Source organism: Fructilactobacillus sp. X7R7C1, assembly GCF_059901065.1.
Map to the genome: position 1 here is coordinate 1 of NZ_JBWXVF010000002.1, position 23369 is coordinate 23369.

At 38.1% G+C, this 23369-nt stretch carries 19 protein-coding genes, 8 tRNA genes, 1 riboswitch and 1 other annotated feature; of the genes, 22 read left to right on the top strand and 5 right to left on the bottom strand.

What is annotated here, in order from left to right; genetic code table 11:
- Positions 1–2: 2 nt before the first annotated feature.
- The 8 genes from AC6UDC_RS02920 to AC6UDC_RS02955 all read left to right on the top strand — a co-directional run bounded on the left by AC6UDC_RS02920 (position 3) and on the right by AC6UDC_RS02955 (position 798).
- A tRNA-Val gene (locus tag AC6UDC_RS02920) sits at positions 3–75 on the top strand.
- 8 nt (positions 76–83) lie between these two features.
- Positions 84–158: transfer RNA gene (locus AC6UDC_RS02925), tRNA-Asp, on the top strand.
- Positions 159–226: 68 nt separating this feature from the next.
- Positions 227–299: transfer RNA gene (locus tag AC6UDC_RS02930), tRNA-Phe, on the top strand.
- A gap of 6 nt (positions 300–305) precedes the next feature.
- Positions 306–388: transfer RNA gene (locus AC6UDC_RS02935), tRNA-Tyr, on the top strand.
- Positions 389–398: 10 nt separating this feature from the next.
- Positions 399–469, top strand: a tRNA-Trp gene (locus AC6UDC_RS02940).
- A gap of 14 nt (positions 470–483) precedes the next feature.
- A tRNA-His gene (locus tag AC6UDC_RS02945) sits at positions 484–556 on the top strand.
- 56 nt (positions 557–612) lie between these two features.
- Positions 613–683 (top strand) — tRNA-Cys (locus tag AC6UDC_RS02950).
- Between the two features lie 30 nt (positions 684–713).
- Positions 714–798 (top strand) — tRNA-Leu (locus tag AC6UDC_RS02955).
- 190 nt (positions 799–988) lie between these two features.
- Here AC6UDC_RS02955 and AC6UDC_RS02960 read toward each other — a convergent pair.
- A complete protein-coding gene (locus tag AC6UDC_RS02960) occupies positions 989–1522 on the bottom strand; it encodes an Ltp family lipoprotein (RefSeq protein WP_500695751.1) in 534 nt (177 codons plus the stop codon).
- Between the two features lie 745 nt (positions 1523–2267).
- Between AC6UDC_RS02960 and AC6UDC_RS02965 the strand changes: the two genes are divergently transcribed.
- From AC6UDC_RS02965 to AC6UDC_RS02995, 7 genes are all read left to right on the top strand, one after another.
- Positions 2268–3632 (top strand): purine-cytosine permease family protein, encoded by a 1365-nt coding sequence (locus AC6UDC_RS02965; RefSeq protein ID WP_500707161.1) that lies wholly within the window; start codon positions 2268–2270, stop codon positions 3630–3632.
- 1 nt (position 3633) lies between these two features.
- Positions 3634–4869: a cytosine deaminase gene (gene codA, locus AC6UDC_RS02970; RefSeq protein ID WP_500721233.1), complete on the top strand. Its 1236-nt coding sequence runs from the start codon at positions 3634–3636 to the stop codon at positions 4867–4869.
- Positions 4870–4946: 77 nt separating this feature from the next.
- Positions 4947–5993: a zinc-dependent alcohol dehydrogenase family protein gene (locus AC6UDC_RS02975; protein ID WP_500721235.1), complete on the top strand. Its 1047-nt coding sequence runs from the start codon at positions 4947–4949 to the stop codon at positions 5991–5993.
- Positions 5994–6230: 237 nt separating this feature from the next.
- Complete coding sequence (locus AC6UDC_RS02980) at positions 6231–7532, top strand: uracil-xanthine permease family protein (RefSeq protein WP_500721238.1); 1302 nt, start codon at positions 6231–6233, stop codon at positions 7530–7532.
- Between the two features lie 314 nt (positions 7533–7846).
- Complete coding sequence (locus AC6UDC_RS02985; RefSeq protein WP_500693618.1) at positions 7847–8626, top strand: transporter substrate-binding domain-containing protein; 780 nt, start codon at positions 7847–7849, stop codon at positions 8624–8626.
- A 24-nt stretch (positions 8627–8650) separates the two neighbouring features.
- The gene (locus AC6UDC_RS02990; RefSeq protein WP_500693619.1) at positions 8651–9367 is read left to right on the top strand and encodes an amino acid ABC transporter permease; all 717 of its coding nucleotides are present in this window, start codon (positions 8651–8653) and stop codon (positions 9365–9367) included.
- Positions 9367–10104, top strand: a complete 738-nt coding sequence (locus AC6UDC_RS02995) for an amino acid ABC transporter ATP-binding protein (RefSeq protein ID WP_500695745.1) — start codon at positions 9367–9369, stop codon at positions 10102–10104. Before AC6UDC_RS02990 ends, AC6UDC_RS02995 begins: the two co-directional genes overlap by 1 nt.
- A 37-nt stretch (positions 10105–10141) precedes the next feature.
- Here AC6UDC_RS02995 and AC6UDC_RS03000 read toward each other — a convergent pair whose 3' ends face one another.
- On the bottom strand, positions 10142–10837 hold the full coding sequence (locus AC6UDC_RS03000; RefSeq protein WP_500721242.1) for a hypothetical protein: 696 nt from the start codon (positions 10835–10837) through the stop codon (positions 10142–10144).
- A 105-nt stretch (positions 10838–10942) separates the two neighbouring features.
- A riboswitch (SMK box riboswitch) is annotated at positions 10943–11024 on the top strand.
- Here AC6UDC_RS03000 and metK point away from each other — a divergent pair.
- Together metK and AC6UDC_RS03010 are read left to right on the top strand one after the other, a co-directional pair.
- Positions 11022–12209 carry a methionine adenosyltransferase gene (gene metK, locus AC6UDC_RS03005; protein ID WP_500721244.1) on the top strand — a complete coding sequence of 396 codons (1188 nt, stop codon included), beginning with the start codon at positions 11022–11024 and terminating at the stop codon, positions 12207–12209. Its footprint overlaps the riboswitch before it by 3 nt.
- 61 nt (positions 12210–12270) lie before the next feature.
- Complete coding sequence (locus tag AC6UDC_RS03010) at positions 12271–13740, top strand: MDR family MFS transporter (RefSeq protein ID WP_500699548.1); 1470 nt, start codon at positions 12271–12273, stop codon at positions 13738–13740.
- Positions 13741–13742: 2 nt separating this feature from the next.
- On the opposite strand, the gene mnmM is transcribed toward AC6UDC_RS03010, so the two are convergent.
- Positions 13743–14312, bottom strand: coding sequence for a tRNA 5-(aminomethyl)-2-thiouridylate-methyltransferase MnmM (mnmM, locus tag AC6UDC_RS03015; protein WP_500699547.1), 570 nt, complete (start codon positions 14310–14312; stop codon positions 13743–13745).
- Positions 14313–14399: 87 nt separating this feature from the next.
- Positions 14400–14593: a binding site (T-box leader), on the top strand.
- 62 nt (positions 14594–14655) lie between these two features.
- On the opposite strand from mnmM, the gene leuS reads away from it, so the two are divergent.
- Both leuS and AC6UDC_RS03025 read left to right on the top strand, forming a co-directional pair.
- Positions 14656–17073, top strand: a complete 2418-nt coding sequence (leuS, locus tag AC6UDC_RS03020; RefSeq protein ID WP_500721246.1) for a leucine--tRNA ligase — start codon at positions 14656–14658, stop codon at positions 17071–17073.
- Positions 17074–17146: 73 nt separating this feature from the next.
- Entirely contained in the window at positions 17147–18829 is a 1683-nt protein-coding gene (locus AC6UDC_RS03025) for a putative polysaccharide biosynthesis protein (protein WP_500693626.1), read from the top strand.
- Between the two features lie 44 nt (positions 18830–18873).
- On the opposite strand, the gene AC6UDC_RS03030 is transcribed toward AC6UDC_RS03025, so the two are convergent.
- Entirely contained in the window at positions 18874–19698 is an 825-nt protein-coding gene (locus AC6UDC_RS03030; RefSeq protein ID WP_500721249.1) for an NAD(P)H-hydrate dehydratase, read from the bottom strand.
- Positions 19699–19808: 110 nt separating this feature from the next.
- Here AC6UDC_RS03030 and pepV point away from each other — a divergent pair, with 110 nt between their 5' ends.
- Entirely contained in the window at positions 19809–21212 is a 1404-nt protein-coding gene (gene pepV / locus AC6UDC_RS03035) for a dipeptidase PepV (RefSeq protein WP_500721253.1), read from the top strand.
- 37 nt (positions 21213–21249) lie between these two features.
- Here the strand turns inward: pepV and AC6UDC_RS03040 are convergent, their stop codons facing one another.
- Positions 21250–21882: a deoxynucleoside kinase gene (locus AC6UDC_RS03040; RefSeq protein WP_500721256.1), complete on the bottom strand. Its 633-nt coding sequence runs from the start codon at positions 21880–21882 to the stop codon at positions 21250–21252.
- Between the two features lie 157 nt (positions 21883–22039).
- On the opposite strand from AC6UDC_RS03040, the gene AC6UDC_RS03045 reads away from it, so the two are divergent.
- The gene (locus AC6UDC_RS03045; protein ID WP_500709179.1) at positions 22040–22726 is read left to right on the top strand and encodes a CPBP family glutamic-type intramembrane protease; all 687 of its coding nucleotides are present in this window, start codon (positions 22040–22042) and stop codon (positions 22724–22726) included.
- A gap of 14 nt (positions 22727–22740) precedes the next feature.
- Positions 22741–23367 (top strand): hypothetical protein, encoded by a 627-nt coding sequence (locus tag AC6UDC_RS03050; RefSeq protein WP_500721259.1) that lies wholly within the window; start codon positions 22741–22743, stop codon positions 23365–23367.
- Positions 23368–23369 lie beyond the last annotated feature (2 nt).

The window sequence follows — 23369 nt, forward strand, 5'->3', positions numbered from 1 at the left end:
TTGGAGGATTAGCTCAGCTGGGAGAGCATCTGCCTTACAAGCAGGAGGTCACAGGTTCGATCCCTGTATCCTCCATAACATATGGTCCGTTGGTCTAGTTGGTTCAGGACGCCTGCCTGTCACGCAGGAGATCACGAGTTCGAGTCTCGTACGGACCGTTTGTTGTGGGTAACCCTTGCAACATTAATTAAATAGTTTTATTATTATAAATGTCATAAAAGACAATGGCTCGGTAGCTCAGTTGGTAGAGCAACGGATTGAAGCTCCGTGTGTCGGCAGTTCGATTCTGTCCCGCGCCATTATATGGAAGGATAGCGAAGTCTGGCTAAACGCGGCGGACCGTAAATCCGCTCCTTCGGGTTCGGTGGTTCAAATCCACTTCCTTCCATTTTATTTATAGGGATATCGTACAACGGTAGTATACCGGTCTCCAAAACCGTTGATGTGGGTTCAATTCCTACTATCCCTGTTTATGATGTTATGGCGGTAGTGGTGAAGTGGTTAACACATCGGTTTGTGGTACCGACACGCGTGGGTTCGATTCCCACCTACCGCCCTTTTGATTGCTTGGTTCCAGTAGGGAAGGGCAGTTGTTAAGGTTAGTGCCTTTATGGCGGTATAGCCAAGTGGTAAGGCAGAGGTCTGCAAAACCTTCATCACCGGTTCAAATCCGGTTACCGCCTTTGTTTTACTGCTTTAGCAATCATTAGCATGCCGGAGTGGCGGAACTGGCAGACGCGCTGGACTCAAAATCCAGTGATCATTGCGATCGTGTGGGTTCGAACCCCACCTCCGGTATAACATAGTTATATAGCTTATCTTAGCAAATCAAGAACGTTGTCATAACAACGTTCTTTTTTTTATACTCTGATCTTACTGTGTATAGTTTATTTAATTTTTAAGTGGATCATACCCTTTAAATACGTGTTAGAAATAAAATGACCAAAATAAAAAGCCATCGTAAAATGACTTTTTATCTTATTATGTTTTATTGGTTAATTTGACCTAAGTTGTTTTTATTAATGGCATACTTAGCTTGTTCAGGGGTGTATCCCTCAGCTTCAGAGGTTAGCTGATCGTAAACTTGTTGAGCTGATAAATGTTGTTCTTTCGAATAGTTTTTTGCTGATTTAACCGCGTTTTCTTGATAATCTTTATCACTGAATTTATTAACGGCCGATTGAGCCGCTTCTGGTTTAAATTTATTTCCAGATTGTGATGTTAATTGAGTGTATAAACGCTTCTTAGACATTGGAACAGATTCCATATAGCTTTTAGCGGTATTGTATGCATTATTGCTCTCAGTGTTTGCGCTATCAGTTGTTGAAATTGCCGACGCCGTTTTAGACGAACTTTCTAGTTTTACTTTTTGGGATGTTTGACTGTCCGATGTTGCAGAACTACTTTTCTTTTTATCACTGTTACTTCCAACAACGAAGATTACTACAAGTATGATGATTGCAATTATGATCCAAACCCAGAATCGTTTATACCATTTCTTTTTTTGTTTTTCCTTTGCCATAACAAACTCCTTATATTAGCTTTTAACGTCAATCGGTTTTGGACGTATTTTATAATCATACTGATTATTTATTATTTAATAACACCCGAAACACTACCTATTTAGTATATCAAAGTAGCATAAATAAAAAAATCATCAACTTAATCTTTAGTTGCTGACACATAATTATTGATGATAAAGTAGTTTTGTCAAAATAGTTGACGTTCCTTATTCCATCGTACACGCGGCAAAGATTGAGGGAGAGGTCAGGTAATTAAGCTTTCTTCTTGCTAAGTAACACTGATCTGACATATACTAATAGCGCAGGGATGAGTCCGGGTACATTAAGGTTCTGTTGATCCTTCATTGTTGTTAATTTATTAACTGCCCGGACTTAGACCTGTTTTTTGATGGCTAAGCTAATTATGATAATTGATGCATTAAGATGAAATAGGGATCACCATTTGGTGATCCCTATTTTCGTTTATTTCGAAGTTTTATTTTTAATTTTCTCAATTTTAATTTTTGTTTCTTAAGCTTTAACTTTTGTTTTTTTAATCGTAACTTTTCACGCTTAAGTCTTGCTTCACGTCTCCCAAGCATATTGATCAACCCCTTAATTGAACTAGTACTTATGATACACTCTTCTTTTTTATAATCCAATCATCATTTTCATAGCTAAATTTAGCTTTTAAATCACTTTAAGAATTACTATAATTGGTTCAATGTGAATTTTGGTTATCATTTTAATTCAAGGGAGGAAAAAATGGAAAACGAAAATAAGTACGAAGTTCATCCCATTCCAAAGAACGAACGCAACATGAGCTATTGGGATATGTTTGCTAACTGGTTTGGAGCAAACGCTAATAATGGAACTTGGTTTATTGGGGGTATTATTGCCGCTTGTGGTTTATGGGGCGGTTTTAGTGCTTTGGTGATTGCCTCAATTATTTCATATCTGTTTCTAAGTTTAATTGGATATGAGGGGTATAAAACGGGTTTATCGACGACAACTTTGAGTCGGGCGACATTTGGAATCAGGGGAAGCATGATCCCATCGGTTGTCAATTTAGTGATGTTTATGGGTTGGACCGCGGTTAATACTTTTATTGCGGCAACTTCATTATCCTATATTTTTAATTCATTCTTTGGATGGCCAATCTTTGGGAAGCCTGGTGGAACGTTCGGTTTAGTTGTCGGAATTCTGGTTATGAGTATTTTACATATTCTTAGTGTTATATCAGGACAACGATCCATTAGAATTATTGAAAGAGTTGGAATTATTCTAGTTATTGTCTTTGTAATATGGGAAGTCTTGGTAGTGTTTAGAGATGTTTCGTTTACCCAACTTGCTCATTATATGGTTCCCAAAAAGGATCGAATGCCGTTTGGAGCAGCAATTGATAGTCTGGCTGCGTTTAACTTGGCATGGGTTACCAGTGGAGCTGATTTTACTAGATTTACTAATAAAAAGCGTGTTTCAACAAGTGCACCATTTTTTGGAGCTTTACTAGGGGCAGTCAGTTTTGCATCCATCGGATTATGTACTACCATCAGTATTGCCATTACGTCTGGAGTCTATGATCCCAATAATTCTGATCCAAGTACAGTGGCCAATAAATTGGGTCTAGGAATGATTGCAATGATTGTGATTGTCTTAACCAGTATGACTGCTAATGCTGTTAATTTACAGGCGGCTGGATCAGCATTAACGAATATGTATCATAAATTGACATTAAAACAGTCGTTGTTGATTGTCACCGTGGTGGCGATGATTTTAACCTTTACCCCACTTTTAAGTGGAAGCTTTCTTTCTGCTTTTACGGCCTTCCTTGATTATATTGGGATGTTTTTAGGTCCAATCATCTCCATCATGCTAGTAGATTATTTTCTTCTTAATGATCGTGACTACCGTTTGGAATCATTTGGAGATCCGAAAGGAGAGTTTTGGTATAGCCATGGGGTGAATTGGTTTGCGTTTGCACTTTGGATTTTAGGAATTTTGTTATACTTAATGTTGAAAAATGTTGCAATTGTTAAAAATACCATCGGAGCAACTTTTATTGTAATGGCAATTATTGCTGTTCTCTACTACGTTATCGGTCGGGCGTTAGAAAGACGGGACAAATAAAATGATTATTAAACAGGGATATATTGAGAATTCAACAAAAAAACAAGACATTTTAGTTAAAGATGGAAAGATTAAAGAGATTGGTGATCACATTGATGATCCTAAAGAAGAGGTGATTGATGCGAATGGTAAATTAATTATTCCACCATTTATTGATTCACATGTCCATTTAGATTCGACTCTGACAGCCGGTGAACCCGGGTTTAATGAAAGTGGAACTCTATTTGAGGGTATTTCAATTTGGTCTGAGCGAAAACAAAGCTTATCTGAAAAAGACGTTAAGGAGCGCGCCATTAAAACGCTCAAGAATCAGGCTGAACATGGAATTCAGTTCGTTAGAAGTCACGTTGATACTACTGATCCCAATCTTACCGCTCTTAAAGCACTTCTTGAGGTAAGGGAGCGGGTATCTAGTTTTATTGATCTCCAATTAGTTGCTTTTCCACAGGATGGGATTCTATCATTTCCACATGGCAAAGATTTACTAACAGAAGCTGTCAAAATGGGAGTTGACGCCGTGGGTGGAATTCCCCACTACGAATTTAATCAATATTATGGGCGTGATTCACTAAAGTTTTTGATGAACTTAGCTGAAAAATATGGCAAACTTGTTGACGTTCACTGCGATGAAATTGATGATCCCAATTCCAGAAATTTGGAAGTTCTAGCTACTTTGGCGTATGAATCAGGACTAAGTGATCGGGTGACTGCAAGTCATACAACGGCTCTTGGATCGTATAACGATGCATATGCCGATAAGTTGATGAGAATTCTTAAGATATCAAAGATTAACATGGTAGCCAATCCACTAGTTAATATGCATTTGGGTGGTCGATTTGATACTTACCCTAAACGACGGGGTCTAACGAGAGTCAAGGAACTTTTAAAGCATGGAATCAACGTCTCGTTTGGAGAGGACGATGTAAAAGATCCGTGGTATCCAATGGGGAACGGTAACATGCTGGATGCGCTTTACGTTGGTATTTTAGCGAGTCAATTGATGGGGTACCATCAGATTATGGATTCATATAAATTGGTTACTACCAATGCCGCTAAAACTTTACATGTTAGTGATCATTATGGAATTGAGAAGGGGAAACCCGCTAGTTTCTTAATCTTTGATACAGATAATTTTTATAATGAAATTAACGAAAGAAGAACGCTTTTATACTCGATTAGAAACGGGAAAGTTTTGGTTAAAAAACAACCAGGAGAAGTTCAAACTCATTTTGATTAGGTTTTAGTCAGTGTACTTCACTTTCATTTTCCTTGTGATATGATGAACGTAAAGATTACATTGAGGAGGCAATTATAATGGTAGAAGAAGCTAATACCGAGATCCCTAAAACTATGAATGCTTGGGAAATTGTTAAACCTGGACCGATTAACGGAAGGAAATCTCCCTTAAAATATGTTAGAAAAGACGTTCCAGCACCTGGTGATGGTGAAGTCTTGGTTAAGGTGTTAACGTGTGGAGTTTGTCACACGGATTTACACGTTACCGAGGGTGATTTACCAGTCCATAAAAAAGATCTAACTCCTGGACATGAAATTATTGGTAAAGTAGTTAAAAATGGTCCCCATACTCGTCGATTTAAAATTGGTGATCGAATCGGAATCTCATGGTTACGGAAAACATGTGGTGTATGTAAGTATTGTCGTTCTGGCAGAGAAAATCTATGTCCATATTCTAAATATACGGGATGGGATCATGATGGTGGCTATGAGGAGTATACAACCGTTCCAGAGGGATTTGCTTATCGAATTCCAGAACGGTTTAATTCGCTTCAAGCAGCCCCACTGCTTTGTGCTGGAATCATTGGGTATCGGGCTTTTGAACGTGCTAACATTCCAGCTGGTGGTACCCTTGGAATTTATGGCTTTGGTGGGTCTGCTCACATCACCGCGCAATTGGCGATTGATCAGGGAATTGACGTTCACGTCTTTACACGAGGTGAAGATGCCAAACAATTTGCCTTGTCACTTGGGGCAAAATCAGTCAATAACACATATGATATGTCGCCCGTTCCTCTAGATTCATCGATTATTTTTGCACCAGTCGGTGAGGCTGTTCCTAATGCGTTGAAAAGTTTAGCTCCCGGAGGTACTTTAGCATTAGCCGGAATTCATATGACTGATATCCCTCAGATGAGTTACGAAGAGCATATTTTTCACGAAAAGAACTTAACGAGTGTTGAAAGTAATACGAGAAGTGATGGCGAAGAGTTTTTGACTTTAGCTGATCGTTTACACATTGAACCTGACGTTACTGAATTTCCACTTTCAAAGGCGGATGATGCCTTGAAAAGGGTTGCTAAAGGTGATTTGAAAGGTGCTTGTGTTTTAAACGTAGGGTTATAGAGTAATTAGCTTATAAGTAAAGTACAAGTGATGCCAAAACGATAAACCTTTTTGTTTGGAGATTTTATTGACAAACAATCATAAAAAATATATCATTTCAATTAAATAAATCTTTAAGTGTGTCCAGTGAGGCAGCAAGATTTCGAATTTTAAAGTGATACTGTAAAACTTTATTTAATCGAAGACTGTTGTCCCTTGGACAGCAGTTTTTTTATTAGAGAAGGGGAGTCAGTATAAATGTCTCAGAAAAAGGACTATGTATTAGGAATTCATGACCGTCCATCACCACTAAAATGGATCGGACTTTCCTTGCAACACATGTTTTCAATGTTTGGCAGCACAGTAATTGTTCCATTGTTAGTCGGTTTAAGCCCAAGTATTGCACTTTTTGCTTCAGGAATTGGGACCTTACTGCATATCTTAATTACTAAGGGGAAAATTCCCGCTTACATGGGATCAAGTTTTGCCTTTGTCACTCCAATGATGGCACTTATGAAAACGACTGGAGTTTCAGGAGTTTCTCAAGGAGTGGTTGCGGTCGGCTTAGTTTATGTGGTTGTGGCTATGATCATTTCATTTATTGGATCTGATTGGATTGATAAGATCCTACCACCAGTGGTAGTGGGGCCGATCGTAATGGTGATTGGACTATCACTTGCAGGGAGTGCTGCCCAAAATGCAATGATGGATCATGGAAAATATAGTTTGGTTTTCTTTAGCATCGCGATGGCCACCCTGTTTTTAGCAATTTTTTTCAACGTTAAATTAAAGGGATTCTTGGGATTAATTCCGATTTTATTGGCAATTGTCTGCGGGTATTTAATTTCGATGGCGTGTGGATTAGTTGATATTCACGCAATTGCCACTGCTCCATGGTTTAAAATGCCTCCGTTTCATATCATTGGCACCGAGCGAGGCTTCAAGTTTGACTGGAATGCCATCTTGATTATGGCTCCAATCGCTTTTGTTACGATGACCGAACACATGGGTCATTTGATGGTACTCGGCGAAATGACTCACAAGAATTTCTTTAAGAATCCAGGTTTAAATCGAACGCTTGCTGGGGATGGAGCCGCATCGCTTGCAGCTGGAATTCTTGGTGGACCAGCGGTAACTAGTTATGGCGAAAATATTGGAGTCATGGCAATTACCAAAGTTTACAGTGTTTGGGTCATAATCGGAGCAGCGATTTTTGCCATGATCTTTGCGTTCGTGAATAAGTTAAATGTTTTAATCATGCAAATGCCACTCCCAGTTATTGGTGGAATTAGTTTTCTCCTATTTGGGACAATTGCTGCTAATGGTGTCAAAGTGATGATTGACAATAAATTGGACATGGATAAGAAACGCAATTTAATGATTGCGTCGGTTATCTTGGTAATTGGAATTGGTAATGCATATATTCAAATTGGAAGTTTCCAGTTTACTGGAGTGGCTTTAGCAACTGTGATTGGAATCGTTTTGAATCTTCTCCTACCAAAAGACGAACATGATGATCCAGATCTTGAAGATCAATCTATTGACCCAGTGAAGAAATAGTAATATTATGATTTTATGTTAAAGAACACGAAGGGAGAAACTAATTATGTGTAAACCATGTTGTTGTAAAAAAGATTTGACAAAATCTGACAACACTTTTGGTATGCACTCAAAGGTTTCTCTATAAATGATATTAATTTATTATAATTATAAGAGGACTGGTGGATCCAGTCCTCTTTTTTGTGTTCTTTTGTGATTATTTAGGAGGTATCATCATGAAAAAGTTACTTGTCTGTTTAAATTTTTAGAGTAAAATAAACATAGCGAGTTAGTTAATTTTGCACAATATATTTTAATGAATGGGGATTTTAATTATGAAGAAAAGATGGCCTTTACTTTTACTAACAGGAGTGGCCGCGTTGGCTCTTACCGTTACCGCATGTGGGAAACAATCCGAGACTAAAAAACCTGGGACTTTGACGGTTGGTATGGAAGGAACTTATGCTCCGTATTCTTACAAGGATAAGAACGGTAAGTTAACCGGCTTTGAAGTTGATTTGGCTAATGATGTTGCTAAAAAGATGGGGATGAAGGTTCAATACAAGTTAACTGGATGGGATTCATTAATTCAGGGACTCAATTCTAATTCTTACGATGTTATTTTTAACAATATGGCAATTAATCCAGCTAGAAAAAAGCAGTATCGGTTTGCCACTCCATACATTTATTCAAAGGCAATCATGATTACTAAGAAAGATTCACCAATTAAAAATGCTCAAGACTTTAAGGGTAAGAAGGTCGCTGAAGGTACTGGTACTGATAACTGGAATAACGCCGAAAAGCTGCATGCTAAACCAGTTACTTCACCAGACTTTAATACTTCAATGCAAATGATTGATCAAGGTCGTGTTGTTGGTGCCTTAAATGCTCAGCCAGCATGGCAAAGTTGGTATGCAAGCCATAAGAATACTGACCTTCAAGCTAAACTAGTTCCAACTAATGTTATTCCACAAAGTCAAATTGCTCCAATGATGAACAAGAAGTCTGCTAAGTTAAATAAGCAGATGGACAAAGCAATTAATGAACTTCGAAAAGATGGTACCTTGAAACGATTATCAATGAAGTACTTTGGAGAGAATATTACCGATAAATAATATTAGTTAGGAGCTTAAAGAATTATGTGGGACATTATCATTTCATCATTACCGAGTCTCTTAGAGGCAATGATTAAATACACCATTCCACTAACAATTATTTCATTCTTTTTTGGTTTAATTCTTGCGATTGTTACCGCACTGATAAAGTTTTTAAAACCACATGGGAATGCATTTGTTAGAGTTATGTGGGGCATTTTTAGAGCCATTGCCGACGTATACGTGTGGGCTTTTCGTTCCACTCCATTGTTGGTTCAGTTGTTCATTATTTATTTTGGTTTACCGAATCTGCAAAATTTCATTCCCGGTTTTAATTTTGAAATTCCAGCCTTTACGGCAGCAATAATTGGGTTTTCGTTAAATACTGGTGCTTATGCTTCGGAAACCATTCGGTCAGCTCTGATGTCTGTTCCCCAAGATCAATGGGATGCTGCGTATACTCTGGGTTTTAGCACCACTCAAACCCTGTGGTACATTGTTTTACCACAAGCAGCACGAATCGTACTTCCTCCACTATCTAATGAATTTATTGGATTAGTTAAGGATACCTCTCTTGCAAGTACGATTACCATCACAGAGATGTTTCAGGTTAGTCAACAAATTGCGGCGCACAACTATCAGCCACTACTTATGTACACAGAAGTAGCCGCTCTTTACGCTATTTTGTGCAGTATTTTAACGATCCTTCAACACTATCTCGAAAAGCGTTCTTCAAGATACTTAAAGGGGGATGAAGGCTAATGATTAAGATTGAAGACATTGTAAAAAAGTACGATGGAAAAACCGTTCTGGATAAAATTAGCACGGAATTTCCTGAGGGAAAAACGACCGTAATTGTTGGTCCTTCTGGTTCTGGAAAGTCAACGTTGCTACGTTCCCTGGACTTGTTGGTTCATCCCGATTCAGGCGTAATTAGTTTTCCCAATTTTTCGTTAAACTACGCGGATAAGATTACCAGTAAACAAAGTAAGGAATTACGAGCACAGACTAGCATGGTCTTTCAAAATTGGAATCTTTTTCCTAATTTACGGGTGATTGATAACATCACGGCTGCACCAATCCATGTTCATAAGATTTCGAAAAAAGATGCGGTAGCTCAGGCAGAAAAATTATTGAAACGGGTTGGTCTTGAAAAATATGCTAATTTCTATCCCGATGAATTATCTGGAGGAATGCAACAACGAATCTCGATCTGTCGGGCATTGGCAGTCAAGCCTAAGTACATTTTATTAGATGAACCTACCAGTGCGCTTGATCCGGAGTTAGAGACGCAAGTTTTAGAAATGCTGGAAGAGTTAGCTGATCAGGGACAGTCAATGATTATGATTACTCACAACATTGAGTTTGCTAAATTATCTGCTGATAAAATGTTATTCATCGAAAATGGTGAGAAGATTTTTGATGGATCAAAGGACGAATTTTTTAATAACCCTTCGCCAAGAATCAAAGAATTTTTAGATGCAATTTCTTTACAGTAAATAAAAATGAGGACTTCATATTTTGAAGTCCTCATTTTTATATGAAAGTTGCTAATCCAATAATTATAAATGAAAGTAAACAATTTTCTGGGGTTTCTTTTTCGCTGAAGATTTGAATTCCGTATGAGATTAATACTAAAGTAATTAAAATTGCACATTTTAATAAGGGAAAATTTGCTAGCAGAAGCGCTGCAAAGATTAAAATGAAGATAAAGTTTAATTTAGTTTCAAGTCGGTGATTAAAGAACGGAACAAAGAACAAACAGTATAAGCAAAATAGAATTCCAACGTTTACGAGGACACTTGATTCCAGGTATTGGTTATCGAGATAACAAAAAGAAATGACCGGAGCAATTGAATTTAAAAAGGAAAAGCAAACCAGTCCATAGTAATTTTCGAGTTTAAATTTGGGCGTCATTACAATGATGTTGGTGATTCCAAGGATGACAAACAGGATGATTAATAAGATGGGAAACAAGGAGACAATCGCTAATAACACTGGGATGACGTTGAGAAATAAATTGATCCTTGGATCATAACGAATGATGAAAAGTAGAAGGGAAGCCGACCAAAGAAACTCTGATAGGATTAGCACCACCAGTCTGGTATTCCATTGTACTGATAGTAAGTCTACTTGCGAAGCAAAGAGCCATATTAGTGTATTCAAGATGATGAATACCGTAAGAATTAGGGCATGTAAGGTCGTTTGATTTTTTTCAATAAAAGTTTTCATAATATTGTCCTTTTTGTATTAATAAATCCATGTTAATCAATTATGTAAATTTGTTCAATGGAGGTTTTGTGTGCTTTTTAATTACTTGCGAATATGTTATTATTATAAAGTTATGAGCAGATTCCCGATAGGATTCACGAAGAGTGAAGTTGCCTTGTAACCACAAACAATAGGGGGAATAAGAATGTCAGAAAAGCGTTTATTTACTTCTGAATCAGTTTCAGAAGGTCATCCGGATAAAGTTGCCGATCAAATTAGTGATGCAATCCTGGATGCAATTTTAAAAAAAGATCCAGATGCACGAGTTGCCTGTGAAACCTCAGTTACTACAGGGCTTGTATTGGTGTTTGGTGAAATCTCAACTAGTGCCTATGTTAACATTCAAAAAGTTGTTAGAGATACAATTCGTGAAATTGGTTATAATGATCCTAAATACGGATTTGATGCAGACAGTGTTGCTGTGTTAGTTTCACTTGATGAACAGTCACCAGATATTGCGCAGGGAGTTGATGAGTCGGTTGAGACTCGTGGTGGAGACGTCGATCCTCTTGATAAGATTGGTGCTGGGGACCAGGGAATTATGTTTGGTTATGCAGACAGTGAGACCCCTGAGTTAATGCCACTCCCAATCTCATTGAGTCATCATTTAATGCAGAAACTCTCTAAGCTTCGTAAAAATGATTCTATTCCTTATCTTAGACCGGATGCCAAAGCGGAAGTAACGGTTGAATACGATCAAAATGATGATCCTAAGCGTGTTGATACCGTGGTTTTAAGTACTCAACATGATCCTGATGTTACTCAAGAGCAGATTCGAAAAGACGTTATCGATAAGATCATCAAAACGACAATTCCATCTAAGTATCTTGATGAGAACACTAAGTATTTAATCAATCCAACCGGAAAGTTTGTGGTTGGTGGTCCCGTTGGGGATGCCGGGTTGACTGGAAGAAAAATCATTGTTGATACATATGGTGGGGCAGCTCATCATGGTGGCGGTGCTTTTTCTGGGAAAGATGCGACTAAGGTTGATCGTTCTGCAAGTTACGCAGCGCGGTATATCGCTAAAAACATTGTTGCGGCTGGACTTGCAAAAAAGATTGAAATCCAGTTGGCATATGCCATTGGAGTTGCTGAACCGGTTTCAATTTCAGTTAATACGTTTGGAACTTCAAAGGTTTCAGACGATCAGTTAGTCGCTGCCATTAGAAAAGTATTTGACTTGCGACCGGCTGGAATTATTAAGATGCTTGATTTAAAGCGGCCAATTTATAAACAAACGGCTGCTTATGGTCACTTTGGAAGAACGGATGTCGATCTTCCATGGGAGCATACCGATAAGGTAAAAGAGTTACAAAGTTATTTTAAATAGGATTTAAATGACGACCTTCAATGGTCGTTTTTTATTGTATCAAATAGAAAGATGATGAAATATGAAGGGTAAAACAAACGTTAAAGTTGTGACAATTGCATTATTTGTTGCCACATTTATGAGCGCAGTTGAGGGAACCATTGTTTCGACGGCAATGCCCACGATTGTCGGTGATCTTCATGGGGTGTCGTTGATGAACTGGGTTTTCTCAATTTTTCTTTTGACAAATTCAATTGCCACCCCAATTTATGGGAAGTTAGCCGATCAATTAGGTCGTAAATCGGTTTTTATATTTGGTCTGGTGGTCTTTGTTATTGGCTCCATGTTGTCAGGAATGTCCAATAGTATGGGAACATTGATTTTATGGCGAGCAGTTCAAGGAGTCGGTGCAGGAGTGATTATGCCAGTATCATTTACCATTATTGCTGACATGTATTCTTTTGAAAAACGAGCTCAAGTGGTTGGTTTGAATGGATCAGCGTGGGGAATTGCCTCAGTGGTTGCACCATTACTAGGCGGATTTTTGGTTGACAACCTTTCTTGGCATTGGGTTTTCTTCATTAATGTTCCGATTGGGATACTGACGATTATTTTGATTGCATTATTTTTGCACGAACCAAAACGCAAGATTGAAAGTAAGATGGATTTACCTGGTGTCGTCTTGATTGCGGTTCTTTTGTTTTCAGTTATGTACATGTTTCAAGTCTTAAGTGAAGCTCCAATCAATTGGATAATGGTGACTGGATGTTTGGTGGTAGCAGTTATTAGTGGAATCTTATTTTATCGACAGGAGAAAAAAGCGACTGATCCACTAATTCCAATCCAGATGTTTAAAAGTCGAACATTTGTCACCCAGAATTTAATTGCAGCTCTGATTAGTGGTTTTATTTTTGGATATGAGGTTTATTTGCCGGATTGGACCCAGGGTATTTTAGGATTAAAAGCCACCATGGCTGGCTTTGCGATCACACCTAGTTCCGTTCTATGGCTGGTTGGTTCTTTTATTTCAGGGAAAATGATTCTGAAGTACCGGCCACAACAGATTATGAACTTTAGTTTGGCATTTGTTTTGCTAGGAGCAATTTGTATGGTCCTGCTTCCGATTACTACGCCATTTTGGGTTTTCTTTGTTCTTTCAGCCGTTTTAGGAACTGGCTTTGGAATTACCATTACTACTTCCACCGTTACGGTTCAAAACGAGGTTTCACCAGAACACGTTGGGGTGGCTTCTTCGTTTAATACCCTGAGTCGGACCCTTGGTCAAACAATTATGATTTCCATCTTTGGAATTGTGATGAACACTTCGATGGCAAAAGGGGTTAGTGAACATCCAGGGACTAACTTAAAAATGATGAATACACTGATTAATCCCCAGACGGCGGTTAATTTATCCAAGCAGGTTTTGCCCGTGCTGCATGAGATTCTTTACAGTGCCATTCATCATATCTTTATTTTGGCTTTATTATTAGTAATTTTATCGTATGTGGTGAACTGGTTCGACCATAAGAATATGCAAAAGAAAACGAACTAACATTACTTAGTTCGTTTTTGAATTGCTACTAGGATTGGCGGATCATTGATTTGATTGATAAATTGGTATTTTAAAACGTGGTAACTGTGTTGATCGAGGCTACTAGCAAATTTTAAAACCTGCTCCTTTTCTTCTTTGCCGCCAGCGTGACCATAGTACAGTACTAAAATGATGATTCCGTTAGGAGTTAAACATTTAAGAATATCACTGACGGCTTTAATGGTGGTTTTGGGTTTTGTTATGATTTTTTTGTCACCAGTGGGAAGGTATCCTAAGTTGAAAATTGCGGCCGCAATTGGACTGTTCTGAACGTATTTCTTAACGTTTTCATGTCCATCAAGAATAACTTGACATTGTTTTTGCTCACCGTATTTCGTTAAGCGTTGTTTGGTGGCTAAAACGGCATTCGGTTGAATATCAAAGCTAAAAACATGGCCGTTTTTACCAACAAGTTGAGCTAAATAAAGGGTATCGTGGCCTAGTCCGGCCGTTCCATCGATTACGGTTTCACCTGGTTTAACAATTTGTTTTAGTAGAGTGTGGCTAAAATTTAATGCTGATTGTAGTTTCATTTGAAACACCTCACTAATTATTATATCAGTTGTTTGTGATTAACTTGTTTTTTTGAATAAAATTTGGTAGAGTTTATTTAATCATATAATATATCATTTAGGTGAAGTATTAGATTGTTTTATTTTTCAGAAACCAAGTGGGTGATGCAAACTTGGAAATAGAATGATTGAACTTATCATCGAAGTTTTAACCGAATTAAAAGTTAAACGTTTTTCCGCGTTATGGAATCAAGGGTCTCTTATGAGAAATTTAGGTGGTACCGCGGAACCTCGTCCTATAGAATTGTTTTTCTATAGGCTTTTTTTATGGTGATTTTTAACGAACTAATAAGGAGTGAATTTGATGGCTTACGATCATTCAAAAATTGAAAAGAAATGGCAGAAGTATTGGGATGATCACCAAACTTTTAAAACCAGTGATAAACAAGAGAAAGATAAATATTACGTGCTAGACATGTTTCCTTATCCATCAGGTCAGGGGCTTCATGTCGGTCATCCAGAAGGTTACACTGCCACTGATATCATGGCGCGCTTTAAACGGATGCAGGGTAAAAATGTCCTTCATCCAATTGGATGGGATGCCTTTGGGCTGCCGGCAGAACAATATGCGTTAAAGACCGGTCACAACCCACGTGATTTTACGAAGAAAAACATTGACAATTTTAGACGTCAGATTAAATCGCTTGGATTTTCTTATGATTGGGATCGTGAAGTCAATACTTCGGATCCTAATTACTATAAATGGACTCAATGGATTTTTGAAAAGTTGTACAAAATGGGATTAGCCTATGAAGATGAGATTGAGGTTAATTGGGCTCCTGATTTCATGGGTGGAACCGTTGTTTCAAACGAAGAGGTTGTTAATGGAAAAACTGAACGTGGTGGTTATGACGTTTACAGAAAACCTATGAAACAGTGGGTTTTGAAAATCACTGCCTACGCTGACCGTTTGTTAGATGATCTTGACGATTTAGACTGGCCTGAAAGCATTAAACAAATGCAACGAAATTGGATTGGCCGTTCCGTTGGGGCTAGTATCTCATTTGATGTAAATGAAGAAGATGAAAAGATCGAAGTCTTTACTACTCGTCCTGATACTATTTATGGGGTGTCTTACCTGGTGCTTTCACCAGAAAGTCCGATTGTAGATAAAATTATGACACCAGAACAAAAGGCCGATGTAGAAAACTACCGGGCTAAGATTGCCTCTAAATCAGATCTTGAAAGAACTGATTTAAACAAAGATAAATCGGGAGTATTTACCGGAGCTTACGCAATTAATCCTGTGAACCAAAAGAGAATTCCAATTTGGATTGGTGATTACGTTCTGCCAAGTTACGGAACCGGTGCAGTCATGGCCGTCCCTGCTCATGACCAACGGGATTTTGATTTTGCTAAGAAGTTCGATTTGCCCATCATTCCAGTGATTGAGGGTGGTGATGTTGATGATGCACCTTACACGGGCGATGGGGTTCACATTAATTCCGGTTTTCTTGATGGATTGAATAAAAAACAAGCTATCGATAAAATTATCGAATGGTTAAAGGATCATCATGCTGGTAATAAAAAGGTTAATTATCGATTACGTGATTGGATTTTTAGTCGCCAACGTTACTGGGGTGAACCCATTCCAGTAATTCACTGGGATGATGGCACAACTTCCTTAGTTCCAGAAGACCAGTTACCATTACGGCTTCCTAAAGCGGCTGACATTCAACCGTCTGGAACCGGAGAGAGTCCGTTAGCCAATCTTACTGACTGGGTGAACGTGACAGATAAGAACGGTCGTCATGGTAAGCGTGAGACTAATACGATGCCACAGTGGGCCGGCAGTTCATGGTACTACTTGAGATACGTTGATCCTCATAATGATAAAATGATTGCTGATCCAGAAAAATTGAAGTACTGGCTTCCAATTGATTTGTACGTCGGTGGTGCTGAACACGCTGTTCTTCATTTGTTGTATGCGCGGTTTTGGCATAAGGTGCTCTATGATTTAGGGGTGGTTCCAACAAAAGAACCGTTCCAAAAATTAGTTAATCAAGGTATGATTCTTGGTACTAATCATGAAAAAATGTCAAAGTCCAAGGGAAATGTAGTTAATCCCGATGATATTGTTAAACAGTACGGTGCTGATACGCTGCGCCTATATGAGATGTTTATGGGACCACTTTCTGAATCTAAACCGTGGAATACCGATGGAATTGTTGGTGCCAACCGCTGGATTAAACGAGTTTGGCGCTTGTACATGAATGATGATGACACGGTAAGTGATGTGATCGTTGATGATAATGACGGAAAGCTTGATAAGATTTATAACCAAACCGTTAAAAAGGTGACTGATGACTTTGAAAATATGCGTTTTAACGTTGCCATTTCTCAAATGATGGTTTTCATCAATGATGCATATAAAGCACAAAGGTTACCTAAAAAGTACGCGGAAGGGTTCATTAAACTTCTTTCACCAATTACGCCACATGTTGCTGAAGAATTGTGGCAAAAGTTGGGTCATGATCATTCCATTGAACTTGCCAAGTGGCCAGAAGCTGACGAAAGTAAGTTAAAAGAAGACCAAGTTGAACTGGTGGTTCAGGTTAATGGAAAAGTAAGAGGTCACATTAAAGTTAGCGTGGATGCTGGGAAGGACGAGTCTGAAAAAGTTGCTTTAAATGATGAAAATGTTAAATCATTCCTTGATGGAAAGACTGTTAGAAAGGTAATCGTCGTTCCAAAGAAAATTGTTAATATTGTTGCAAATTAAGCTTGAATAAATTTGAAATTATTTTTCGAAATGGTTAAAATTTATATTTGTAACGTGAAAGTAGGGGAAATTTGTGAACAACGATTTCGAACAAGATGAATTAGAAAAAGAAGAAATTGAAGATAGTGAAAGATCACAAGGTAAGATGGTTAAAGGATCAGCCTGGATGACCATTGGAAGCATCCTCTCACGAATTCTTGGTGCCATTTACATCATTCCTTGGCGATTGATTTTTGGAGCGTCATTGTTTCCGCTTGCCAACACGTTGTATACCATGGGTTACAACATTTATAGTGAGTTTTTGACAATTGCCATTGCGGGGATTCCGTCGGCGGTTGCAAAAGAAGTGGCCCATTATAATGCGTTAAATGAGTATGGGGTAAGTGCGCGACTTTATAAGAAGGGAATTACCCTTTCGGTTATTACCGGAGTCGTTTGTGCACTTTTAATCTATTTTTTTGCTCCAATCTTAGCTGGTAGTGGGGGTAAAAATGCGGTTCCGGTGATTCGTTCGTTAGCATGGGCCGTCCTAATTATTCCTGCGATGAGTTTAACTCGTGGATATTTTCAAGGCTTCCAACAGATGGCTCCGTCAGCAATGTCACAATTTGTTGAGCAACTCGCGCGTGTCATTTACATGTTGGCTTCAGCCTTCTTCATTATGATCGTGATCCACGGAAGTTGGGTAACCGCCGTTACCCAGTCAACTTTTGCCGCCTTCATCGGTGCTATTTTTGGTTTTTTAGCACTAGGATGGTATTACTGGCGACGACGTGATCATTTTCAGGGGCTTATTGCTTCAAGTGATAACGCTATTAACGTTAAGACTAACGATCTTTATAAAGAAATTATTAGTCAAGCGGTTCCGTTTATTATTCTTGGTTCTGGCATTACCATTTTTCAATTAATTGACCAATATTCTTTTTTTAGTATTATGCGTTGGGCAACTAATTATACTAATACTAATTTACAGTATATTTATGCTATTTTTGCGGCTAATGCGAATAAATTGATTATGATTGTGGTTTCGTTAGCTTCCGCCTTGGCAATTACCGTAGTTCCGTTGCTTTCTGAAGCCCGAACCAAAGGTGACATTCATTCAATTAGTAAGCAACTTAGTAATGCGTTAATTTTATTTGAATTTGTCATGCTTCCTGCAGCTTTAGGGATGGCAGCTATTGCTGGTCCGATCAACCGAACCTTTTATGGAACCGCCAATATGGATTTAGGAGCGGACATTTTAACGTTTTCTGCTATCATTTCAATTAGTCTAGGCTTGTTTACGGTGGTTACCGCATTAATGCAAGGAATCTCTGAAAATAGACGAGCAGTTAAATACTTTGTGGTTGGAATTGTAATTAAGTTAGTTGCGCAAGTTCCTTTAGTTTACTTCTTTGGAGCTTTTGGAGCCTTAATGGCAACCGCAGTTGGATTTACAGTTGCTAACTATCTGATTGTGCATTCCTTAAGACATGAGTTTGGATTGGAAATGAGTAGTATTAAATCTAATTCTGTTAAAATTTTAGCGTTTGCTTTGATCACATACTTTGTGGCCTTAATTGTAGTTTATGGAGCTAACTTCTTGTTTGGGATGGTAGTCAATTACAATAGTTCACTAATCAGTTTGTTTGTTTCGATTTTGGCTACGTTAGCTGGTGGATTTGTGTACCTATTCTTGGTACTTAAAAGTCGGGTAGCTGATAAGGTCTTAGGAAATAAGATGCAAAGTGTGAGGAAGTTTTTACACATTCGATAAAAAAAGAAGATCCAGTCAGGATCTTCTTTTTTTATAAATTAAATTCATGCTTCGTGTTCATGCATGAAGCGTGGAAGCCGTTGTGAGATTTGATGAGGGAGAACTACATATTGAGTGGCTGCTAGTTCGTCGGCAATTGCACTGTGGGAATAAACGGCTGCTAAAACAGCATCAACCTCGTCGTCAAATTGGGCAACGAATCCACCGATAATTCCAGCAAGAGTATCACCCATCCCTCCAGTTGCTTGAGCAGGCGTCCCAGTCGTGTTTTGGTATACTTCATTTGGAGTATAAACCTGAGTACGATTAGATTTAAGAACGACAATCCCACCAATTTTGTCGCGGGCTTCTCGGTTACGTGCCTCAGTTTGATCGGCCATTTTAATTCCTGATAAACGTTGCCACTCCATTTGATGTGGAGTGAAAATTAATTTGGCTTGTGGTAATTTTAACCCACGTTCAGCGATCATCGTGATGGCCGAACCATCAATTAAGAGGATTTGATCGGGGGTAACATTATCAAATACGGTTTCCATAATTTCACAACTATGATCATCGGTCCCAAGCCCAGAGCCAATGGTAATAACTTTCATAGCTTTAATGAGTTGAACCATTTGATCAGTGTCGTTATAGTCAGCAAACATTGCTTCGGGTAGCCAAGAGTGGAGCGCACTTTGATTCGTTGGATCCGTGATAGTAGTTGTGAGTCCAACGCCAGAGTAAACTGCTCCAAGCGAACTCATTATGATTGCACCACCAAAGTTTTCGTTTCCACCAACTAAAGCGATTTTACCGTAAGTTCCTTTAAAACTATTTTTGGGTCGAATGCGGATGGTTTTAGTTAGAATTGATTTATCAATTTTCTTCATTTTGTTCACCTCGGTTGCATTATATCATGCGTTGGTTGAATGTTGTCCAAATGAGTTGTTACTTTCTTGATTATGTTAGAATAAGGAATGACTAAGTAGGAGGGTATAACATGGCAATTGACTGGAAAGATAAAGCACAAAATTACAAAGATGATTACTTAAATGATTTAAAAAAATTGATTTCAATTGATAGTTCGAGGGACTTGGAGCACGCAACGGACAAATACCCATTGGGCCCAGGTCCAGCTCATGCATTACAACAGTTTCTCTCTTTTGGTGATCGTGATGGGTTTACCACCAAAAACATTGATAACGTAGTGGGATACATTGAGTATGGTTCAGGCGATGAAACCATGGCAATTTTGTCACATGCTGATGAGATGCCCGGTGGCGCAGGTTGGGATTCCAATCCATTCGAACTAAAGCTTGAGGGTAACAATGCAATTGGTCGAGGAGTTTCTGATGACAAAGGACCAGGACTTGCCGCCTATTATGGATTAAGAATGCTTAAAGATGCAGGGATTCAGCCGAAGGTCAAAATTCGCTTGATAATTGGAACGGACGAAGAGTGTGACTGGACTGGAATGAAACGCTATTTTGAGGTTGAACCAGATCCTTCATTTGGATTTTCGCCAGACGCCGAATTTCCCTTGATCAATGGGGAAAAGGGTAATGTGACGCTTGAAACGCATTTTGCTTCCAATAAAAGTGATGGTGAGAACACCCTGATGCATTTTAATGCCGGATTGCGTGAAAATATGGTACCACGTGATGCAGAAGCTGACGTTGTTGCTGCGGATGTCTCCAAAATGGCCGATGAATTTGAAAAATATTTAGATAGGGTTCCCGTAACTGGAAGCTATGAAATCGAAGGGAACAATATTAAAATCAGTGTAGTCGGGAAAGCAGCCCATGGAATGGAACCTAAGAACGGTATCAATGCTGGAACCTATTTAGCTGACTTTTTGGTTGATTATAGTTTTGATACTAGTGGTGCTAATATCCTGAACTTCATCGACGAAAAACTGCATGATGATTCTCGTGCTCATAAATTGGGGCTTAATTTTACTGATGATGTGATGGGAGAACTAACCATGAACGTTGGTCTAATGAATTTTGATCATGAAAATGGTGGGATGGTCAACACTAACTTTAGGTATCCCAAGGGGATTACGACTGATAAAATTTTAGCTAAAGTTCAAGATGCCGCTGATCGGTTTAACGGGTCAACCAAACAAATTTCGCAAATGGTGCCCCACTTTGTTGATGCAGACGATCCCATTGTAAAAACCTTAATGGGTGTTTATCGCGATCAAACTGATCAGGATGACGCTCAACCAGAAGTTGTTGGTGGTGGTACGTATGCGCGAATGATGAAACGTGGGGTTGCCTTTGGAGCACTTTTCCCAGGAACAGAGGACACGATGCACCAAGCTAACGAATACACACCTGTTAATGATTTGATTTTGGCAATGTCGATTTACGGTCAGTCAATTTATGAATTGTCTAAGTAGAGATAAAAAAACTTTGAACATCGTGTTCAAAGTTTTTTTATCGGATCGTTTTTAATTCTTTATCAATTTTTGCCAATACCTTAGAAACGTTTTGGGGATCTTCTAGATCGTACTTTTGAAGATTAATTTTCATCTTAGGACTGACGTTGTATTCGTCATACCATTTTTGGTAAGCTTTCCACATTTTGTAATAATATTCTTCCAGTCCTGGATCGTTGTCCCATTGTTCATAGTCACGACCACGCTTTTGGATTCGGTATAAGATGGTGTCGAAATCGCTGTAGGCATAGACTAAAAGGTCGGGACTTGTTTTTGGAAGCTCTTTAAGTTCATCCATCATATTTTCAAGTAGTTTTAAATAAACTTCTAATTCAACGTCAGAAATATTTCCCTCAGCATTATTTTCTTTGGTGAAAAGCGCGTCTTCGTAAATAGATCGATCCAACACGTTGTTGTCTTGTTTTAACGCCTTTTTAATCATCGAAAAGCGTTTATTTAAAAAGTATATTTGGAGTAAGAAGCCATACTGTTTTGGATCTTTATAATAAAGTGGCAAAACAGGATTGTCTCCCACTGGCTCGTAGAAGGGCTCTGTTCCATAATGTGCGGCAATTTTTCCCGTTAAGGTTGTTTTACCGACACCAATCATTCCAGCTGTAATAATCACCATGCTTAGCTCCTCTTTTAGTTTAATAACGTCTTTTAGTATATCATTTCGAATCAGTTAGGTTAACGATAGATTTGAACACTAATTTTCCTTCTTTGTTTCAGACCTTATTATTATGGTATTCTATGTTAGTGGAAAAATTTGGAGATGAATTGGATTAATGAAGTGGGAAATGAGTTTAATTAAATTTTTGAAAAGAGCCGTTGTATTTATTGGACTAATTTTTTTGATTTTTGCGGTTCAAGTACCAGTTCAAATGATTGGAATTCACGATTATCATGGATTCAAGGCTTTTCTTTATGGATCCTCTTACATTGTTATTTTTCTTGTCGTAATTAGTTTAGCGCTATGGGCTTATCGAAGTGTGTACAGGCAACGAAGTCATCGGCTTACTGGTCACGATTTAAAGATTATTTTATTGTCAATCTTTAGCTTTTTTGTTATTGAGATTGTGCTTCAAGTTTTAAATAAATTGATTTTTAACCAACTGGGAACAAAGAATAATAATGCCATTTTAAGTCTTTTTCAAAGTAACATGACGGTGTTGGTCTTGATGAGCTTTTCGGCGATTTTTTTATCCCCAGTGTTAGAGGAATTGGTGTTTAGAGGATTTTTTATTAATGCCTTTTTTAATCAAAATGCGTTTTGGCTGCCAATTGTTTTTAGTGGGTTACTTTTTTCTTGTGGTCACATGAGTTCTAACGTGATTAGTTTTATGATTTATGCTATTTTGGGAATGATTTTAGCGTATGTATACAAGAAAACGGGGAAAATTGAAGTTTCGATTGGGGTCCACTTTTTAAATAACCTAATTGCAACCGGATTTATGCTAATGGCAGTCTTATAGTGGTGGAGTGAAAAATGGACGTAGTTGAATTTAATTATTTTAATCAATTAAAGAATCAATTAATGGCGGCTGATGAAGAGTTGGAGCAGCTTAAAAAGCAGTATTTACACTGGATCATGAATCTTGATCAACTCAAAAATGATTATGACGTGAACACAATTGATGAATTAGCTAGTGTTTTAAACGATGGGGATGACGATCAAAAGTCAGCGGATTTAAAAAATGCCCTACTCAATAATGATAAGGATTATTTGTTGAATGGGATGAAAGAGTTGAATAATACTGACTTTCAGAAGTGTAACGTAATTAATCAACGAATTCATAATTTAACTCAAAAATTACATGAAGTTGAAATATTTTATAAGAATGTTGTTATTCCGATAGTTAACGAGATGAAGAAGAGTAAAATAATAGAGGTCATTGGTGTTTTAAGTTCTAGAAATAGTAGTGACGTGGTTTTGAACTTTAGATTTTTATCGAGTTTTGCCGAATTTCAAAGAGATTTTCATAAAGAGATGTACGTTGATGCAATTATAAAGGGTCATCTTAAGGATAAAAGTGTAATGACAATGATGATTACTCAAGATAATTATCCAAACGAATATGATATGACCCTGATGAAAGATATGGAGGAAGATTAACT

Coding starts and splice junctions, on each gene's coding strand:
- AC6UDC_RS02960 (WP_500695751.1), bottom strand. CDS start 1,522: ATGGCAAAGGAAAAACAAAAAAAGAAATGGTATAAACGATTCTGGGTT.
- AC6UDC_RS02965 (WP_500707161.1), top strand. CDS start 2,268: ATGGAAAACGAAAATAAGTACGAAGTTCATCCCATTCCAAAGAACGAA.
- codA (WP_500721233.1), top strand. CDS start 3,634: ATGATTATTAAACAGGGATATATTGAGAATTCAACAAAAAAACAAGAC.
- AC6UDC_RS02975 (WP_500721235.1), top strand. CDS start 4,947: ATGGTAGAAGAAGCTAATACCGAGATCCCTAAAACTATGAATGCTTGG.
- AC6UDC_RS02980 (WP_500721238.1), top strand. CDS start 6,231: ATGTCTCAGAAAAAGGACTATGTATTAGGAATTCATGACCGTCCATCA.
- AC6UDC_RS02985 (WP_500693618.1), top strand. CDS start 7,847: ATGAAGAAAAGATGGCCTTTACTTTTACTAACAGGAGTGGCCGCGTTG.
- AC6UDC_RS02990 (WP_500693619.1), top strand. CDS start 8,651: ATGTGGGACATTATCATTTCATCATTACCGAGTCTCTTAGAGGCAATG.
- AC6UDC_RS02995 (WP_500695745.1), top strand. CDS start 9,367: ATGATTAAGATTGAAGACATTGTAAAAAAGTACGATGGAAAAACCGTT.
- AC6UDC_RS03000 (WP_500721242.1), bottom strand. CDS start 10,837: ATGAAAACTTTTATTGAAAAAAATCAAACGACCTTACATGCCCTAATT.
- metK (WP_500721244.1), top strand. CDS start 11,022: ATGTCAGAAAAGCGTTTATTTACTTCTGAATCAGTTTCAGAAGGTCAT.
- AC6UDC_RS03010 (WP_500699548.1), top strand. CDS start 12,271: ATGAAGGGTAAAACAAACGTTAAAGTTGTGACAATTGCATTATTTGTT.
- mnmM (WP_500699547.1), bottom strand. CDS start 14,312: ATGAAACTACAATCAGCATTAAATTTTAGCCACACTCTACTAAAACAA.
- leuS (WP_500721246.1), top strand. CDS start 14,656: ATGGCTTACGATCATTCAAAAATTGAAAAGAAATGGCAGAAGTATTGG.
- AC6UDC_RS03030 (WP_500721249.1), bottom strand. CDS start 19,698: ATGAAGAAAATTGATAAATCAATTCTAACTAAAACCATCCGCATTCGA.
- pepV (WP_500721253.1), top strand. CDS start 19,809: ATGGCAATTGACTGGAAAGATAAAGCACAAAATTACAAAGATGATTAC.
- AC6UDC_RS03040 (WP_500721256.1), bottom strand. CDS start 21,882: ATGGTGATTATTACAGCTGGAATGATTGGTGTCGGTAAAACAACCTTA.
- AC6UDC_RS03045 (WP_500709179.1), top strand. CDS start 22,040: ATGAAGTGGGAAATGAGTTTAATTAAATTTTTGAAAAGAGCCGTTGTA.
- AC6UDC_RS03050 (WP_500721259.1), top strand. CDS start 22,741: ATGGACGTAGTTGAATTTAATTATTTTAATCAATTAAAGAATCAATTA.